General features: G+C 67.0%; 16 protein-coding genes. 8 read left to right on the top strand and 8 right to left on the bottom strand.

Translation table 11 applies throughout. The annotated features are described in order from the left end of the window. Positions 1-40 precede the first annotated feature (40 nt). The 6 genes from JMF86_RS26770 to JMF86_RS26745 all read left to right on the top strand — a co-directional run bounded on the left by JMF86_RS26770 (position 41) and on the right by JMF86_RS26745 (position 5,645). Positions 41-715: a histidine phosphatase family protein gene (locus JMF86_RS26770; protein WP_011548629.1), complete on the top strand. Its 675-nt coding sequence runs from the start codon at positions 41-43 to the stop codon at positions 713-715. 19 nt (positions 716-734) lie between these two features. Next, positions 735-1,766: a phosphotransferase gene (locus JMF86_RS26765; protein ID WP_006480030.1), complete on the top strand. Its 1,032-nt coding sequence runs from the start codon at positions 735-737 to the stop codon at positions 1,764-1,766. 78 nt (positions 1,767-1,844) lie between these two features. Continuing rightward, positions 1,845-2,609 carry an SDR family oxidoreductase gene (locus tag JMF86_RS26760; protein ID WP_011548628.1) on the top strand — a complete coding sequence of 255 codons (765 nt, stop codon included), beginning with the start codon at positions 1,845-1,847 and terminating at the stop codon, positions 2,607-2,609. Positions 2,610-2,616: 7 nt separating this feature from the next. After that, positions 2,617-3,375, top strand: a complete 759-nt coding sequence (locus JMF86_RS26755) for an SDR family NAD(P)-dependent oxidoreductase (protein WP_011548627.1) — start codon at positions 2,617-2,619, stop codon at positions 3,373-3,375. Between the two features lie 40 nt (positions 3,376-3,415). Next, positions 3,416-4,660, top strand: a complete 1,245-nt coding sequence (locus JMF86_RS26750) for an acyl-CoA dehydrogenase family protein (protein WP_011548626.1) — start codon at positions 3,416-3,418, stop codon at positions 4,658-4,660. A 79-nt stretch (positions 4,661-4,739) separates the two neighbouring features. Then, positions 4,740-5,645 (top strand): LysR family transcriptional regulator, encoded by a 906-nt coding sequence (locus JMF86_RS26745; protein ID WP_011548625.1) that lies wholly within the window; start codon positions 4,740-4,742, stop codon positions 5,643-5,645. A gap of 45 nt (positions 5,646-5,690) precedes the next feature. On the opposite strand, the gene JMF86_RS26740 is transcribed toward JMF86_RS26745, so the two are convergent. From JMF86_RS26740 to kdgT, 5 genes are all read right to left on the bottom strand, one after another. Then, positions 5,691-6,818, bottom strand: coding sequence for a J domain-containing protein (locus JMF86_RS26740; RefSeq protein WP_011548624.1), 1,128 nt, complete (start codon positions 6,816-6,818; stop codon positions 5,691-5,693). Between the two features lie 109 nt (positions 6,819-6,927). Beyond that, positions 6,928-7,254, bottom strand: coding sequence for a DUF4148 domain-containing protein (locus JMF86_RS26735; RefSeq protein WP_041489673.1), 327 nt, complete (start codon positions 7,252-7,254; stop codon positions 6,928-6,930). Between the two features lie 512 nt (positions 7,255-7,766). Then, complete coding sequence (locus JMF86_RS26730; protein WP_011548622.1) at positions 7,767-10,151, bottom strand: DNA polymerase II; 2,385 nt, start codon at positions 10,149-10,151, stop codon at positions 7,767-7,769. Positions 10,152-10,230: 79 nt separating this feature from the next. Continuing rightward, a complete protein-coding gene (locus tag JMF86_RS26725) occupies positions 10,231-10,527 on the bottom strand; it encodes a hypothetical protein (RefSeq protein WP_011548621.1) in 297 nt (98 codons plus the stop codon). 141 nt (positions 10,528-10,668) lie between these two features. Then, on the bottom strand, positions 10,669-11,688 hold the full coding sequence (gene kdgT / locus JMF86_RS26720) for a 2-keto-3-deoxygluconate transporter (RefSeq protein WP_011548620.1): 1,020 nt from the start codon (positions 11,686-11,688) through the stop codon (positions 10,669-10,671). Between the two features lie 229 nt (positions 11,689-11,917). On the opposite strand from kdgT, the gene JMF86_RS26715 reads away from it, so the two are divergent. Further along, a complete protein-coding gene (locus tag JMF86_RS26715; RefSeq protein WP_011548619.1) occupies positions 11,918-12,289 on the top strand; it encodes an SH3 domain-containing protein in 372 nt (123 codons plus the stop codon). A gap of 18 nt (positions 12,290-12,307) precedes the next feature. Here the strand turns inward: JMF86_RS26715 and JMF86_RS26710 are convergent, their stop codons facing one another. Continuing rightward, on the bottom strand, positions 12,308-13,912 hold the full coding sequence (locus JMF86_RS26710; protein WP_011548618.1) for an EAL domain-containing protein: 1,605 nt from the start codon (positions 13,910-13,912) through the stop codon (positions 12,308-12,310). Between the two features lie 406 nt (positions 13,913-14,318). Here JMF86_RS26710 and JMF86_RS26705 point away from each other — a divergent pair, with 406 nt between their 5' ends. Then, the gene (locus JMF86_RS26705; protein ID WP_011548617.1) at positions 14,319-14,612 is read left to right on the top strand and encodes a hypothetical protein; all 294 of its coding nucleotides are present in this window, start codon (positions 14,319-14,321) and stop codon (positions 14,610-14,612) included. A gap of 25 nt (positions 14,613-14,637) precedes the next feature. Here JMF86_RS26705 and JMF86_RS26700 read toward each other — a convergent pair whose 3' ends face one another. Together JMF86_RS26700 and JMF86_RS26695 are read right to left on the bottom strand one after the other, a co-directional pair. Further along, on the bottom strand, positions 14,638-14,946 hold the full coding sequence (locus tag JMF86_RS26700; RefSeq protein ID WP_011548616.1) for a hypothetical protein: 309 nt from the start codon (positions 14,944-14,946) through the stop codon (positions 14,638-14,640). 198 nt (positions 14,947-15,144) lie between these two features. Continuing rightward, entirely contained in the window at positions 15,145-16,770 is a 1,626-nt protein-coding gene (locus JMF86_RS26695) for a histidine-type phosphatase (RefSeq protein ID WP_011548615.1), read from the bottom strand. Between the last annotated feature and the right edge of the window lie 8 nt (positions 16,771-16,778).

Genomic DNA, 16,778 nt, shown 5'->3' with positions numbered 1-16,778 from the left:
CCGCTCGCTATGCTGAATCCTTCACTCAGGCGGGCATGCAATGGCTGAACTCTTTCTGGTACGGCACGGGCAGGCGTCATTCGGCACCGACGACTACGACCGGCTTTCCGCGGCGGGCGACCAGCAGGGCGTCTGGCTCGGCGAATATTTCGTGCGGCAGGGCCTGGCGTTCGACCGCGTGATCTGCGGCACGATGAACCGCCATGCGCAGACGGTCGCCGCGATCCTGCGCGGGATGGGCCGCGAAGGCGTCGCGGTCGATCGCCATCCCGGCCTGAACGAATACGATTTCCACGGGCTGTTCGCGGCCGCCGCCAGCGACTACCCGGAGATCGCGCGGCTCGCGGCCGGCACGATGAAGGACCATTTCCGCGCGCTCCGGCAGGTGCTGCAGCTGTGGACCGAGGACAAGCTCGGCGATGCGGCTCCCGAAACCTGGGCCCATTTCCAGCAGCGCGTGGCCGACGCGCGCGCGGCGATCCGCGCAGGCGGCGGCCAGCGCGTACTGGCGGTGAGCTCCGGCGGCCCGATCGCGGTCACCGTGCAGCAGGTGCTCGCGGCCCCGCCGTCGAGCGCGATCGCGCTGAACCTGCAGATCCGCAACAGCAGTCTTTCGCAGTTTTTCTTCAACGCCGAGGCGTTCCACCTCGCGTCGTTCAACGGCATCCCGCATCTGGAGGACCCCGAACGACACGCGCTGCGCACCTACGGCTGACCCACGAACGATCGCGACGATGACGAACCCTTCCCAGCAACTCGACGTAGCCCGCCTCACGCGCTATCTGGAAACCCACGTGCCGGGCTTCGAAGGCCCGGTCGACACGGAGAAGTTTGCCGGCGGCCAGTCGAATCCGACTTTCCTGCTGAATGCGAAGAGCGGCCGCTACGTGCTGCGCCGCCAGCCGCCGGGCGAACTGCTGAAATCCGCGCACGCGGTCGACCGCGAATTCCGCGTGCTCACCGCGCTGTCGGGTACCGCGGTGCCGGTCGCGCATCCGTATCACCTGTGCGAAGACCGCGACGTGATCGGCAGCCTGTTCTATGTGATGAGCTTCGAGGACGGCCGGATCTTCTGGGACCCTGCGCTGCCGGAACTGCCGAAGGCCGAGCGCGCGACCTGCTACGACGCACTGCTGCGGACGATGGCCGCGCTGCACGACGTCGATGTCGACGCGGTGGGCCTTGCCGACTACGGCCGCCCGGGCAACTACTTCGAACGCCAGATCGGCGTGTGGACGAAGCAGTATCGCGCGGCCGAAACCGGGCGCCTCGATGCGATGGAGACGCTGATCGACTGGCTGCCGAAGGCGTGTCCCGAGGATACGGGCCGGCCCGCACTGGTGCACGGCGACTTCCGGATCGACAACCTGATGTTCGCGCGCGACGGCTATCGCGTGCAGGCCGTGCTCGACTGGGAACTGTCGACGCTCGGCAACCCGCTCGCCGATCTCGCGTACTTCTGCATGTGCCTGCGGCTGCCGTCCGGCGGCCAGGTGCGCGGGCTCGCGGGCCAGGATCGCGCGGCGCTCGGGATTCCCGACGAAGCGGCGATCGTCGCGCGCTACTGCGAACTGCGCGGCATCGCGCCGATCCGCGACTGGCATTTCTACCTCGCCTTCAGCTTCTTCCGGCTCGCGGCGATCGCGCAGGGCGTGAAGGCGCGCGCGTTGCAGGGCAACGCATCGAGCGAGCAGGCGCTGCGCGTCGGCGAAATGGCCGGCCGGCTGGCCGAACTGGCCGTCGGCGTGATCGACGCGCATCGCTGAGATCGCCGCGAAGGGTCACGATCGTCACGATCGCCGCGCGGCAATACGACAACACCATCAATGGAGGAGCACAGCAACATGGCAACGAACCTGTTCGACCTGACGGGCAAGATCGCGCTGGTGACGGGCGCGAGCCGCGGCATCGGCGAGGAAATCGCGAAACTGCTCGCGGAGCAGGGCGCGTACGTGATCGTGTCGAGCCGCAAGCTCGACGACTGCCAGGCCGTGGCCGACGCGATCGTCGCGGCGGGCGGCCGCGCCGAGGCGCTGGCGTGCCACGTCGGGCGCCTGGAGGACATCGCCGCGACGTTCGAACACATCCGCGGCAAGCACGGCCGCCTCGACATCCTCGTGAACAACGCCGCTGCGAACCCGTATTTCGGGCACATCCTCGATACCGATCTCGCCGCGTACGAGAAGACCGTCGACGTGAACATCCGCGGGTACTTCTTCATGTCGGTCGAAGCCGGCAAGCTGATGAAGACGCACGGCGGCGGCGCGATCGTCAACACGGCATCGGTGAATGCGCTGCAGCCGGGCGACTGGCAGGGCATCTATTCGATCACGAAGGCGGCCGTCGTCAACATGACGAAGGCGTTCGCGAAGGAATGCGGGCCGCTCGGCATCCGCGTGAACGCGCTGCTGCCGGGGCTCACGAAGACGAAGTTCGCGGGCGCGCTGTTCGCGGACAAGGACATCTACGAAACCTGGATGACGAAGATTCCGCTGCGCCGCCACGCGGAGCCGCGCGAAATGGCCGGCACCGTGCTGTATCTCGTGTCGGATGCGGCGAGCTACACGAACGGCGAATGCATCGTCGTCGACGGCGGCCTGACGATCTGAGCGCGCGATGAAACTGGACAGCTACGCCGGCCAGGCCGTGATGATCACCGGCGCCGCGAGCGGCTTCGGCGCGCTGCTCGCGAGCGAACTCGCCGCGATGGGCGCGCGGCTCGCGCTCGGCGACCTGAACGGCGATGCGCTCGAACGCGTGGCCGCGCCGCTGCGCGCGGCCGGCGCCGACGTGATCGCGCAGCGCTGCGACGTGCGCGTCGAAACGGAGGTCGCCGCGCTGGTGCAGGAAGCCGTCGCGCGATTCGGGCGGCTCGACGTCGGCATCAACAACGCGGGCATCGCGCCGCCGATGAAGGCGCTGATCGACACCGACGAAGCCGATCTCGACCTGAACTTCGCGGTGAACGCCAAGGGCGTGTTCTTCGGGATGAAGCACCAGATCCGCCAGATGCTCGCGCAGCGCGAAGGCGTGATCCTGAACGTCGCGTCGATGGCCGGGCTCGGCGGCGCGCCGAAGCTGGCCGCGTATGCGGCGTCGAAACATGCGGTGGTCGGGCTCACGAAGACGGCCGCCCTCGAATACGCGCGCCACGGCATCCGCGTGAATGCGGTGTGCCCGTTCTACAGCACGACGCCGATGGTCACCGACAGCGAGATCGGCGAGCGCCAGGATTTTCTGGCGCAGGGCTCGCCGATGAAGCGGCTCGGCCGGCCCGACGAAATCGTCGCGACGATGCTGATGCTGTGCGCGAAGGACAACACGTATCTGACCGGGCAGGCCGTCGCCGTCGACGGCGGCGTCTCGGCCTTCTGAACCGAACGAACGGAAACACGGAAATCTCGAGGAGTCGATCATGGACTTTGGCTACACCCCGAAAGTGGAAGCACTGCGCGAACGCGTGAGCGCATTCATGGATGCGCACATCGTGCCGCGCATCCGCCAGTGGAACGACGAAGTGCACGCGGGCCAGTATCCGGTGTCGTTCATGGAGGAACTGAAGGAACGCGCGAAGGCGGAAGGGCTGTGGAACCTGTTCCTGCCGCACCTGAAGGACGACGAGCCGGGGATGGGCCTGACGAACCTCGAATACGCGCCGCTCGCCGAGATCATGGGGCGCGTGAGCTGGGCGTCGGAAGTGTTCAACTGCAACGCGCCGGACACCGGCAACATGGAACTGCTGCACATGTTCGCGACGCCCGAGCAGCGCGAACAGTGGCTGCTGCCGCTCTTGCGCGGGGAAATCCGCTCGGCGTTCGCGATGACGGAGCCCGACGTCGCGTCGTCGGATGCGACCAACATCACGACACGCATCGAGCGCGTGGGCGACGAGTACGTGATCAACGGCCGCAAGTGGTTCATCACGAACGCCGCGCATCCGAACTGCAAGATCTTCATCGTGATGGGCAAGACCGATCCCGAGGCCGAGTCGCACCAGCAGCAGAGCATGATCCTCGTGCCGCGCGACACGCCGGGCGTGACGGTCGTGCGCAACATCACGGTGGTCAATCACCACGCGCCGGAAGGGCACTGCGAGATCACGTTCGACAACGTGCGCGTGCCGGCGCGCAACCTGCTCGGCGAGGAAGGCAGCGGCTTCGCGCTCGCGCAGGCGCGCCTCGGGCCGGGCCGTATTCACCACTGCATGCGCTCGATCGGCGCGGCCGAGCTGGCGCTGGAGCTGATGGTCGACCGCGCGCAGTCGCGCGTCGCGTTCGGCAAGCCGCTGAACCGGCACGGCACGGTCGGCGAATGGATCGCGCGCTCGCGTATCGAGATCGACCAGGCACGCCTGCTGGTGCTGAAGGCCGCGTGGATGATCGACAAGGTCGGCGCGAAGGCGGCGCGCAAGGAAATCTCGATGATCAAGGCGCTCGTGCCGACCGTCTATACGGACGTATGCGACCGCGCGATGCAGGTATTCGGCGCGGCGGGCTTGAGCCCCGATACGCCGCTGGCCGACCTGTGGACCTGGGGCCGCGCGCTGCGCTTCGCCGACGGTCCGGACGAGGTGCACCTGCAGGCCATCGCGCGGATGGAGATCAAGGGCGGCGAACCCGGCGCGACGACGCCGTACCTGACGCCGCCGCCGCGCGGCTGAGCGCCGCGCCGCACGGGAGCGCGACGTGGGTGAACGGGAGGCGCACGCCGTATTAAGATGCCGGCAAGGAGATCCGGCGATGCGCCTTTCGAAGATTGATCTGAACCTGTTCGTCGTATTCGAGGCGATCTACAACAAGCGCAACCTGACGCGCGCGGCCGAGGTGCTGAACCTCACGCAGCCGGCCGTCAGCAACGCGCTCGCGCGGCTGCGCAAGACGCTGAACGATCCGCTGTTCGTCAGCACGCCAGCCGGGATGATGCCGACGCCGATGGCCGAGAACATCGTCGGCCGCGTGCGCGAGGCGCTGCAATTGCTGGATTCGAGCGCGCACGAAGGCGACGTGTTCGATCCGGCTTCGTCGGAGCGCGTGTTCCGGCTCAGCATGAGCGACCTGACCGAGGCGTTGTTGCTGCCCGCGCTCGGCGAATTGCTGCAGACGCATGCGCCCGGCATGCACGTGCGCAGCTACACGATGGACCGCCGCGAAGTCGCGACCGCGCTCGCGAACGGCTCGGTCGACATCGCGATCGACGCGCCGCTGATCGGCGATCCGCATCTGCACCAGGCGCTGCTCGTGCAGGACCGCTACGCGTGCATGATCCGCGACGATCACCCGTTCAAGGGCGATACGCTGACCATGGACGACTACCTGTCGATGGGCCACATCCACGTATCGAGCCGCCGCAAGGGCAGCGGGCACGTCGACGCGGAACTGACGCGGCTCGGGCTGCGCCGCAACATCCAGATGCGCGTGCAGCACTACATGGTCGCGCCGCTGATCGCGATGCGCAGCGACCTCGCGCTGACGGCGCCGCTGCGGCTGCTGCAGCGCTATCCGGCGCGGATTCTCGAACTGCCGTTCGAGATGCCGGGGCTCGACTACTTCTGCTACTGGCATCGCAGTGCCGATCAGGATCAGGGCAGCCAGTGGCTGCGCGAGCAGTTGATGGCGTTGATGGGCGGGATGGGGGAGGTGCGGTGATGGGCGGGGCGTGCGCGTCGCGCGTTACCCCCGGCGCTTGCCGACTCAATACGAATCGTCGTCGAAGCGGGACGATGCCGGCCGGCGCTTCATGTCCTTCAGCCAGTTCCTGACCTGATCCGGGTCCTCGAACTCGCGCAGCGCGACGCTCAGGTCCTGGTTGCTCCGCTGCGTGCCGGCAATGTCGCGTGCCAGCATGCGCAGCACGGTATCGGGCGCAACCTTGGTGGACGACGCGATCCCGTACGTGCGCCGGAAATCATTCTCGACGTGCACGATCTCCTGATCGAGTTCGCGCAGCTGTTCCTCGAGGATGCCGTTGTAGCGCGTGAGCCGCGCTTCGCTGAGGCCGTCGATCGCACGCCGGTCGATCTGTTCGATCTCCAGCTGCAGTTCGAGCAGTTGCAGCAGGTTGCCCTTCTCGTAGGCGCGGTTGACCCGCTGCATCAGCACGGTCTTGCGTTGCTGCTCCTGCGGATCGGGTTCGCGATCGGGATGCAGCGCGCTGGCCAGCTTGCGATAGATCTCGCGGATCGACTTGTTCGATTCGGCCTGCTCGGCTTCGATGCGCGCCTGTGCCGCCGATTGCTTCGGTGCCTTCTTGCGCTTCGCGCGCTGCGCCTCGCGGGCCGCGTGGGCGGCCATGTCGCGCTCGAACTGGGCGTCGAGTTCGGCCTGCAGGCGTTCGGCGAGTTCCTCGGGCGACAGCGTGTCGAGACCTTCTGGCGGTTGCGGTTCGGGCTCCTGTTCCCGTCCCGGTTTGGCGGGCTCGGGAGCGGCCGCTTCGTGGCCGGTGTGCGCGGGGCCGGCATGCCGGTTGTAGATGATCTTCAACGTCGCGTCGTCGCTGACGTCGAGCAAATCACCCGCCATATCCACGATCAGGTCGGACAGCGTGCGCTGCTCGGCCTTGCTCAGACCCTTCTGCAGGAACGCGTCGTCGAGCAGATGGATCAGCCGGATGCGCAGCGCCGTCGCTTCCTGTTCGAGCGGCAACAACCCATCGACGAACTTCTTCTGGAACGCCGGCATCACGGCTTCCCACGCGCCGAGCCGCTCGCGCCGCTTTTCGATCTGCTTGACGAGCGTATTGAACGTTTGCTGGGCTTTCGACAGGCTGGCTGTCTCGTGGCCGGGTGCGATGGCGACCGCGGCACCGCGACGTGCGGTCATGATGAGTGTCCTCCGGCCGCGGCGGGACGCGCGGCAGGCCGGTATTTTAGCCGCATGCCCCACGGGACGGCGCGGAGTTGGGGGCGTCCTCTCGGCGACCGGCGGCGCGTCAGTGCGTCACGGCCGCCGCTGCCGGCGCGCCGGCATCCGAACCCGGTGCGCCGTTCGGGCCGTAGGCCGCTTCGGCGCGCTTGTGTTCGGCAAGGCGCTTCGCGGCCAGGCGTTCCTGCGCGGCGACGATGTCGTCCGGATAGCTGTCGCCGTCGCCGATCGTCGGGTTGTAGCCGACCGATTCGAGGTCGAGCAACTCCTGGCGCACTTGCGCGCGGGTGAGCGTCGAGTGCGACGGCGATTGTGCGTACGACATGGTCGGTGCGGCGAGCAGCGCGATGGCTGTAGTGGCGACGGCGGCGATGGTAACGATGAGCGATTTCACGATTTCCTCAGACAGTTTCGTTTGCGGTTCGGCGCATTGGGGCAGGTCGAACCGACGGAGCAAGTTTAGGAACCCGGAACGGCCGGATAAACGGCGATTCCTGGCGAGCTGTGTTCCAGAATGCGTGGGAGTGCGCAACGCGCATGCCGTGGCGATCACGCATCGGTGATTGCTGCGGCGGTGCTTGCCGCATTGACCGTTCCCGACGCGCGCGGCGTGGCGGCCGCGATCGCATCGATGGTGCCGCTTGGGCCTGCGTAGCTCAGCGGTAGGTGCGTGCATCGGTCGTGCGGCCAATGATCCGGTACGTGGCCAGTGCGACCGGCCGGCCCAGCGTCCAGGCTGGACTCCTGATCGAGGCAATCGGTTTTACTTGTCGTGCGGCAGGTGGGTGCGCGCGAATGCCGGTCGATGCGGCTGCGGATCGATTGGTAGACCCATGGTCGACGCACGACGAACTGCCCGAAAGAATGGGTTGCGTGCGCAGTCGGCGCGGGCTGGAGGGTGACCCTTCAATCGCCGAACAACTGCCCCTGCCCGGAGATCACGCGTTCGAAATCGTCGCGCAGGAACGGCAGGATCGCATCGGCGACGGGCTGAAGCTGGCGGCTCAGATAGAACGCATAGTCGATCGGCGAACGCATCGTTTCGAGCGGCTCGGGGCCGGCCGTCGTCATCACGTAGCTGATCCAGCCGCCGCGCTGATACTGCAGCGGCCGGCCCTGCGCGTGATTGAACTCGTCGGCGATGCGTGCCGCGCGCACGTGCGGCGGCACGTTGCGCTCGTATTCGCGCAGCGGCCGGCGCACGCGCTTGCGGTAGACGAGCTGGTCGTCGAATTCGCCGGCCAGCGTGCGCCGCACATAGTCGCGAACGAAATCCTGGTACGGTTCGCGCCTGAACACGCGCCGGTACAACTCGCGCTGGAATTGCTGCGCGAGCGGCGTCCAGTCGGTGCGCACCGTTTCGAGCCCCTTGAACACGAGATCCTCGCCGCCGTCGGCCGTTGCCGCGAGCCCCGCATAGCGCTTCTTGCTGCCTTCTTCCGCGCCGCGCACGGTCGGCATCAGGAAGCGGCGGTAATGCCGCTCGTATTGCAGCTCCAGCGCGCTGTCGAGCCCGAACTGTTCGCGTAGGTGGACGTGCCACCAGCGATTCACGTGCTCGACGAGCGCGCGGCCCTTGGCGCCGGCTTCGTCGTCGTCATGTGCGCGGCCGAGCCATACGAACGTCGAATCGGTATCGCCGTAAATCACTTCGTAACCCTGAGCTTCGATCAGTGTGCGCGTGCGGTGCATGATCTCGTGGCCGCGCATCGTGATCGACGACGCGAGGCGCGGGTCGAAGAAGCGGCAGCCCGTCGAGCCGAGCACGCCGTAAAACGAATTCATGATGATCTTCAGCGCCTGCGACAGCGGCGCGTTGTGCTGCCGCTTCGCGTCGTCGCGGCCCTCCCATACGCGGCGCACGATGTCGGGCAGGCAGTGCGCGGTGCGCGAGAAGCGCGCACCGAGAAAACCGGGCACCGAAGCATCGTCGCCAGGATTCGCGAGCCCCTCGATCAGGCCGACCGGGTCGATCAGGAACGTGCGGATGATTGACGGATAGAGGCTCTTGTAGTCGAACACGAGCACCGAGTCGTACAGCCCGGGCCGCGAATCCATCACGAAGCCGCCGGGGCTGTTCTGACCCGTCACGTCGCCGAGGTTCGGGGCGACATAGCCGAGCCGGTGCATGCGCGGCAGGTACAGGTGCGTGAACGCCGCGACCGAGCCGCCGGTGCGATCGGCCGCGAGGCCCGTGACGCTCGCGCGTTCCAGCGCGAAGGACAGCAGGTCGGCCTTGTCGAAGATGCGCGTGACGAGTTCGCAGTCCTTCAGGTTGTAGCGCGCGAGCGCGGGCTTGTCGTGCTCGAAGCGGCGCTGGATCTCGTCCATCCGCTGGTACGGGTTGTCGATCGACTTGCCTTCGCCGAGCAGCGACTGCGACACGTATTCGAGGCTGAACGACGGGAAGGTCCACGTCGCGGATTTCAGCATGTCGATGCCGTCGAGGATCAGCCGGCCGGCCGCGCCCGCGAAGAAGTGGTCGGGCTGCTGGCCGTGCGCGCGCCAGTCGAGCGCGCTGCCGCCGCGCCCGAGCTTCAGCGGGATGCCGTATTGCTCCGCGTGCGCATGCAGGATGCGCAGGTCGAACTGCACGAGATTCCAGCCGATCACCGCATCGGGATCGTGCCGGTCGAACCAGTCGTTGAGCCGCGCGAGCATCGCGGGGCGGCTGTCGCAGTAGTCGAGGTCGAAGTCGAGGGTGCCTGCGCTGCCGCTCGCGCCGCCGTTCGGTGGCCCGAGCATGTAGACCTGGCGCTGTCCGCAGCCTTCGAGCGCGATCGAGTACAACTCGCCGTGGACGCTGGTTTCGATGTCGAGCGACACGCAGCGTAGCGCAGGGCGGTAACCGGTTGCGGGCTTCAGCTCGCCGCCGGTGAGCGTGCCGTCGCGGCCGGGCTGGCCGCGAAACGCCACGCATGCGGTGATGAAGCGCTCCATTGCGTAGCGGTCGGGCGGCTGCACGTCGGCTTCGTAGACGTCGACGCCGGCGGCGGCGAGCCGCTTCTGGAGCCCGGACAGATGCCGGTAGCGCTTGCAATAGAGGCCGACGACCGGGCGTTGCCGGAAGTCGCGCAGCGCGAGCGGCCGCAATTCGGCTTCGCGCTCGCCGGCCAGTGCGCGTTCGGCGAGTGCCTGCTGTTCGGCCGGGATGAACGCGACGGCTTCCTGCGGGCGCAACCGCACGCGGCGCGGACCGTGTTCGGTTGCCAGCCAGAACTCGATCTCGATGCCGGATGCGGTGTCCCGCCAGTGGCGGGTAAGGATGAAGCCCTGCTCGAACGCCGTCAAAACGCTTGCTCGTCGTGGATGCCCAGGCGGCGGATTTTAGCGCCTGGAAGCGGTTCGCGCCGATAGCGGCGCCATGGCATCAGGTGGCAGGAAGCCGGTGCGTGATGCGCCATCCCGTGCGGGCCGCATCGATCGGCCGCAGCGACCAGCGACGCGCGACGATCGCGTGGCGCTTCTGCGTGACGTATTCGTCTACGGCAAGTTCGAGGGTATCGTCACCGACGCGGGATAGTGTCGCGGTGGCGCCGGAGCCGTCCGCGAATTCGATGACGGCGGGGTGTGGTTTGGCGGTGCGCGGCGCATCGTGGTCGAGCGTCACGATGCTGCCCGGATAGAGGTGCGAATGGCGGGTACGCAGCAGGACGGCGGTGGGCATGGAAGGCGCTCCGGAAAACGCCGGCTTGGGCAACGTGTGAGCCGGATTCCGGAGCCTACCTGAAGGTGAGCGTTCGCGGGGGCATGGCGAGCGGCCGCCAGGATGGTCGGTGCCTGAGGCCGGACCCGAACCGGCATCCCCTCAAACATGCCCCTCGTGCTCGATCGCCCCACCATGCGCCGCCCGCGTCACGACCCGCACCGGCACCCCTGACGCCCTGGCCGCCCGCTTCGCCCACATCGCCGTCAGAATCGGCACGAGAATCGCCGTCACGAGGCACGCGGTCGCGACGATCGCCGTCGCCGCCGGCACCATCGGTTTGAACTTCGGAATCATCTCGCCGATGATCGCCGGGTTCGCGACCGCGGCGCCGGCCGTCGACGACGCGGCCAGCCCCGCCGTCCCGTTGCCGCCGCCCAGCAACTTGTCCGCGAGAATCAGCGGCACGCCCGTCACGACGATCACCGCGAGCCCGAGCGCGATGCCCGGTAGCCCGCTCTTCGCGATCACGTTCAGATCGATGCCGTTGCCGAGCGCGAAGCCGAAGAACGGAATCAGCGGATGCACGCAGCGGCCGAACAATTCGCGCAACTCCACGTCGAGATTGCCGAGCACGAAACCGATCAGAAACGGCAGCACCGCGCCGACGAAGAGCCGCGTCTCGAACACCGCGACGCCGGCCGCACCAAGAATCAGCATGCTGACGAGCGGCCCCGATTCGATCGACATCAGCACGAACGCGCCGGCCTCTTCGTTGGTGCCGTATTGCTGCATCACGGCCGCATAGAGGCCGCCGTTGGTCATGTCCATCGACGTCGTGATCGCGAGCAGCGACAGGCCTGCGAACAGGCCCGTGCGGATGCCGTCGTCGGGGATGAACCGCGCGGCGATCACCGTCGCGAGCCACGCGACCACGATCTTCGTCGCGAGCAGCGTGCCCGACTTGCGCAGCACGACACCCGTCGCGCGCAGGTCGATCGTCGCGCCCATGCAGAAGAACCAGACGGCGAGGATCGGCACGGTGCCCGCGATCAGACCGTTGGTGAACGAGCCGAAGTACTTGCCGGCGTTCGGTGCGAACGTGTGCACGCACGCGCCCAGCAGCATCGGCACCAGCATGAGTCCGCCCGGAATGCGGTCGATGGCCTGTTTCAGCTTCACGTCTCCTCCGTGGACGTCGATGCGTCCCGTTGTCGAATGATGTCTGCTGACTGACTATAGGACATGATTCGGAACGGTGGTCCGTTTTCGTGAATTTCGATGGTCGTCGTATCATCTGGACGCGGCCGGCGCCGAGGTGACGACTGTGACGACCGTCGCGCAGGATCGAGCGTATGCGGGCCGCGAACCGGCAAACCGGAAAAAAACACTACGGCGTAGAGGGCGAATGATGAAAATGATGATGCACATGGGCATCGCGTTGCTGGTGCTCGGCGCGAGCCTGGGCGCGAACGGCGCGCAAGCGAAGAGCACGGTCGATTGCGGGAAGCTCGATGCGGCCACGAACGGCCCCGACGACAACTTCCGGCCGCCGGCGTCCGGCACGGTCATCGGTATGGGCCGCGCGTATTTCTACTCGGCGCCCGACGCGCAATGCATCACGAAGCGCACCTTCATCGTCCCCGGCGATTCGGTGACCGTCTACAAGTCGCACGGGCGCTGGTACGACATCATGTACGTGAACGGCAAGACCGGCGACGACTTCGAAGGATGGGTCGAGCAGGGCCGCGTGCGCCTCGGCGGCCAATACGGCGCGCAGTAGTCGCCGTCGGCGGCGCCGTTACACCGTTGCCCCGGCGAAATCGCGCTGCAGGTTCTCCGCGCGCAACGGCCGCTGGTACAGGTAGCCCTGCGCGTACTGGATCCCGACCGCATGCAGCGCGCGATGTTGCGCTTCGGTTTCCACGCCTTCCGCGATGATCTTCAGGCCGTAGTGATGCGCGACGGCTGCGATTCCCTCGATCAGCCTCGAGCTGCCGCTGTCCAGTTGCGACACGAACTGTCGATCGATCTTCACGTAGTCGAACGGAAAGCGCGACAGCATGTCGAGATTGCTGTGATGCGTGCCGAAATCGTCGATCGCGAATTTCGCGCCTTTCGATCGCAATGCATGGAAGATCTCGGTGGTGCGCGCGTTTTTCTCGAGCAGGATGCGCTCGGTGACTTCGAGCACCAGCGTGAAGCCGGGCGGCAGCGCGCGGATCGCTGCCTCGACGTCGGTCACGAACCGCCCGCGCTCGAGATCCTGCGGCGCAATGTTCACGGCAATGCGCAGCGGCGCGGACGGCGTCAGCGCGGTCAGCTCGGCGACCGCCGTGCGCAGCACGAACTCGGTGACCTTCGGCAGCACCGTGCTCGATTCCACCTGCGGGATGAACACGGCCGGGCTGATGGCCCCCCACTTCGGATGGTGCCAGCGCAGCAGCGCCTCGACGCCGACCGTCCTGCGCGTCTGCACGTCGACGATCGGCTGATACACCACATGGAACTCGTCGCGCCTGAGCGCGTGGCGCACGGCTTTCAGCAACAGCCGCCGTGGTGCCATCGCGAGCAGGTAGGCGGCCATCACGAGGCTGTCGGCGAGCAGCACGATCGTCGCGCAGATCAGCCGGTAATGGCGCTGGACCTGTGACGCGTAGCGCGCCGATGCGATGACCGACACCGTGAACGGCCAGCGCTGCGAAGCGATCGTGCTGCCGCCTGCGGGGGCCGCTTCCGTTTCCGGCGAGAACTTCCCGTGCTGATCGAGACGACCTGCACCCGCGATCGACAGCGTGGCCGTTTCCGCCCCGTTGCCGGTGCCGTGGGCGAGTGCGTCGGCCACGTAGTCGCTCTCGATCACATACAGGACGCCCGCGCCGCGCGCGGTGGATCGGAATACGGACAGCACCGGAATGCCATGCTGGAACGGCGTCTGGCGGAGCAGCGTGACGGCCATCGAGCCCGGTTCCGGCTCGCGCGCATACGCGGTGAGCGGCAGGTCGATCGAACCGAGCGCCGACGAGCACATGAGGCGGCCGTCGCTCACCAGCCCGACCGCACGCAGATAGCGCAGGCGAGTGCCCACTTCGGCGAGTGTCCGGAACACCGTCGCGCATGGCCGCCCGACGAGCGCGCTCAGCTCGTCCGCGTGTCGGAGGCGCACGCCGTCCAGGATGCGGTCCACCGAAGCCACGATGTCGTTTGCCACGGCGCGCTCGTTCGCTGTGACGGCATCGCGTGCGTAGCGGTCGGCCAGTACGATCGCGAACGCGGGCACGAGCACGCAAATGATCACGGCGGCGAGAAACATGACGCGCGGCCACGCGCCGCTGCGGTGGAAGAGGAGTGTCGAGCCGGGCGTGAGCGCCCGCAGCCCCGCGATTGCCTTTGGTGTTATACGCATGAGGTGGCAAGTCGAACCGGTCGATACACCAGCGGCACGCACGCCGCATGCCCGAGTCGGGCCAGGCGGCTCGCGCGCCGGTTTCGGATGCCTATCGATGCGGCCGTCGCTTGTCGCGATCGTCCATCGATCGGGCGGTATCCCTCAATAACATGCGTACATTAAGCATGTATATAGGCGCAGCGTATCGAAAAAAGCCCCGGCCGCACAGTGTGTGCAGCCGGGACGAAAGACACCGTCTCTTGGCACGAGGATGGTGCGCGGCAAGTATATGATGCGGCGCGCTATTACGAAATATTGTTGTCTAAAAATTGGTGTCGTTTTGTGATTGTGTCTCAAAAAGAAACATTTCCGCGTGGCCCGCTTTCGGCGGTCGGCCGCGAGGGTGTCGAGCAGGAGCTTTGCGATGGAAGAAAATACCGCGCCCAACGTCATCGTGATCGACGGCGCCGCCCTGGCGGACGGCGGTTCGCTGTGGATCAGGATTTTGGTGGACGGGCAGGCCCAAGACTATTCGCTCGATCGCGTACTCGCATCGCGCGGTACGCCGCGCTACGACAGCATCCGCAGCGCGCACGGCGTACTGTCGAACGAAGAGCGACGGGAGTTGCGGGTGCTGCTGGAGCGCATCGCCGACCCCGCGATGTGGGCCGGCATCGTCGACACGTTCATCCAGGTGCTGAAGCGCTCCGACGCGTGATGAACGATGGCGTGCCGGGCGAGATTCAGAAGTCGTTGCGCATCTTGTGGAGCAGGCCGCTGGGTGACTGATGCGTGTCCACGGCAGTGAGGACATCGGTCAGGAACCACGGCAGGTTCAGCTGCGTGTTGGAATCGCCGACGCAGACGCGGATCGGCGGCGCGCTGGAGGGGGCGTGGGTGCCTGGTGCGGCGTCCCGCGACGGCACGCAATTTTTCGCGTATGCCTGAGCCGGAACCGGCGGCGCGACGGCACCCGAGGGCGCACCGGCGATGGCCGGCAGGCTGATGGCGGCAAACAGGGTCAGGGTGGCGGCAACGGCGACGCGTTTCATGAGGATTCTCCGGCGATGCTCGTTCGACCATGCGGGCCGGTGCGAGTTCGTGCGTGCGAGAGGCGTGTCACGTGCCCGAACGGGCCGCTTGGCCGCGTGCGACGCCGATCGCCTGCCCCGGTCGTCGGCCGCGCCGCTGCCGCGGCGCTTCTCCCGTCCGGCGCCGTAAGGCGCGCGTCAACGCGCTCGCGCATCCCGTCACTGATACCCGTAACACTGCTTCAGCCCCGCGTAGTCGTAGAAGTGGCTGCCCGGCGCGAGCTTCGCACCGTCGCACGCGGCCTGGAAATCCGTCTCGCGCTCGTTGTACAGCATCTTCACGATGAGCCGCGACCCGTTGCGATAGACATCCCACTGCATGTTCGCGGCCATCGGCGAGACCTGGTCGCCGCACCACGGATTGTTCGCATACGTGTACGTCTGCGCCTGCGGCGTCGGCACGAACACGTTCTTCAGGTTCATGATCGACGCGAACGGAATTACGATCTCCGCATGCGTGAAGCGCAGCTTCGCGGCGCGTGTCAGGTCGCCGCGCGCGATCGAATCGACTTCGCCGAAGAAGTCGTCCTGCAGCACCTTCGCCATCCGGTACGTCACCGGGTTCGCTTCCTGGATGCCGGGCCCCTTCTGGTAGTAGTCCTCGGCATCCTGGAGGTACGCGAGATACTGCGCCTGCTCCGCGCCGATGTACTTCTCCATCGTCACGCCGCCGGTTTCCGCGGTCATGGCCGGCGCGACCTGCAGCAGGTTGTACAGCACGTTCACCGCATCGACGGCCGTCGCGATCTTCGTCTTGCCGTCGCCCTTCAGCGTGTTGGTGAACTTGCCGTCCGTCGACGTGAACGCATAGGTGCCGGTGTTCGCGAACGTGTAGCCGTCGGAGCCGAGCTTCGCGATGAAGGCCGGCGACACGAGCGCGGCCAGCACCGTTTGCGCGACGTCGGCCGCCTGCGGTGCGGCCTTGATCGCCTTCAGCTTAGCGGCCACCGTCGCGTCGTTTGCATAGGTCTGGTACGCCTGGCTCGCCTGATAGGTCGCGTAGTACGGATCGCTCGTGTCGGTCACGAGATCGGTGGCCGGCTTCAGCGAGTGGAAATACAGCAGGAAGCGGTTGATGCCGGCCGGCTGTGCGACCGGTGCGCTCGCCGGATAGCCGGCCGGCGCGGCCGGCAGCGTGATGGCCGGCGCCAGTGCCGGCTGCGCGGCAACCAATGCCGCCGAGAAATACGTCGAACTGTCGACCGCGCGATCCTGGCCCGAGTTGACGACGACCACCTGCCGGTTGCCCGTCGCAAACAGCGCGGGCAACCGCTGCGCGAGACGCGCGGCGAGTTGCTGATGTTCGCGGATGCCGGTTTGCGTGAGGTTGCCGTACCCGGGTGTCGAAATGCCCTGCACGCCATAACCGAGCAGCGCATTGGCCTTCATCATCGCGTACGTGTCGGCCTTGAGCTGCGCGCCGAGCGCGGTCAATGCGCCGTCGGCCTCGGCCTTGACCAGCATCGCGTAGATCGCGCCGTCGTACTTGAAGCCCGACAGCCCGCGTGAGCCGTGACGGGCGACGAGTTCGGTATAGACCGGTGCGTAGCCGGCCGGCGGCGCTTCGTACGTTGCCGCGTCCTGCTGCGGGCGGTACGGCGTCTTCGTCTGGTAGTAGGTCGCGGGTGTCGGAGCCGGCGTGGGCTGAGGTTGCGGTTGCGGCGCGGGCGTCGTGCCGTTGTTGTCGGCCGACGTGGCGGGCTGCGTCGAGTCATCCCCGCCGCAAGCAGCGAGCAACAGGCCGGCAATCGTGAGGGCGGCGGCGGTGCGGGTCGGGCGTGTCATCGTGGCGG

This window comes from Burkholderia sp. E168m15, from assembly GCF_016586105.1.
Taxonomy (GTDB): domain Bacteria; phylum Pseudomonadota; class Gammaproteobacteria; order Burkholderiales; family Burkholderiaceae; genus Burkholderia; species Burkholderia orbicola.
Note: the sequence above shows the minus strand (reverse complement) of the source record. Positions and strands in the feature narration are given on the sequence as shown.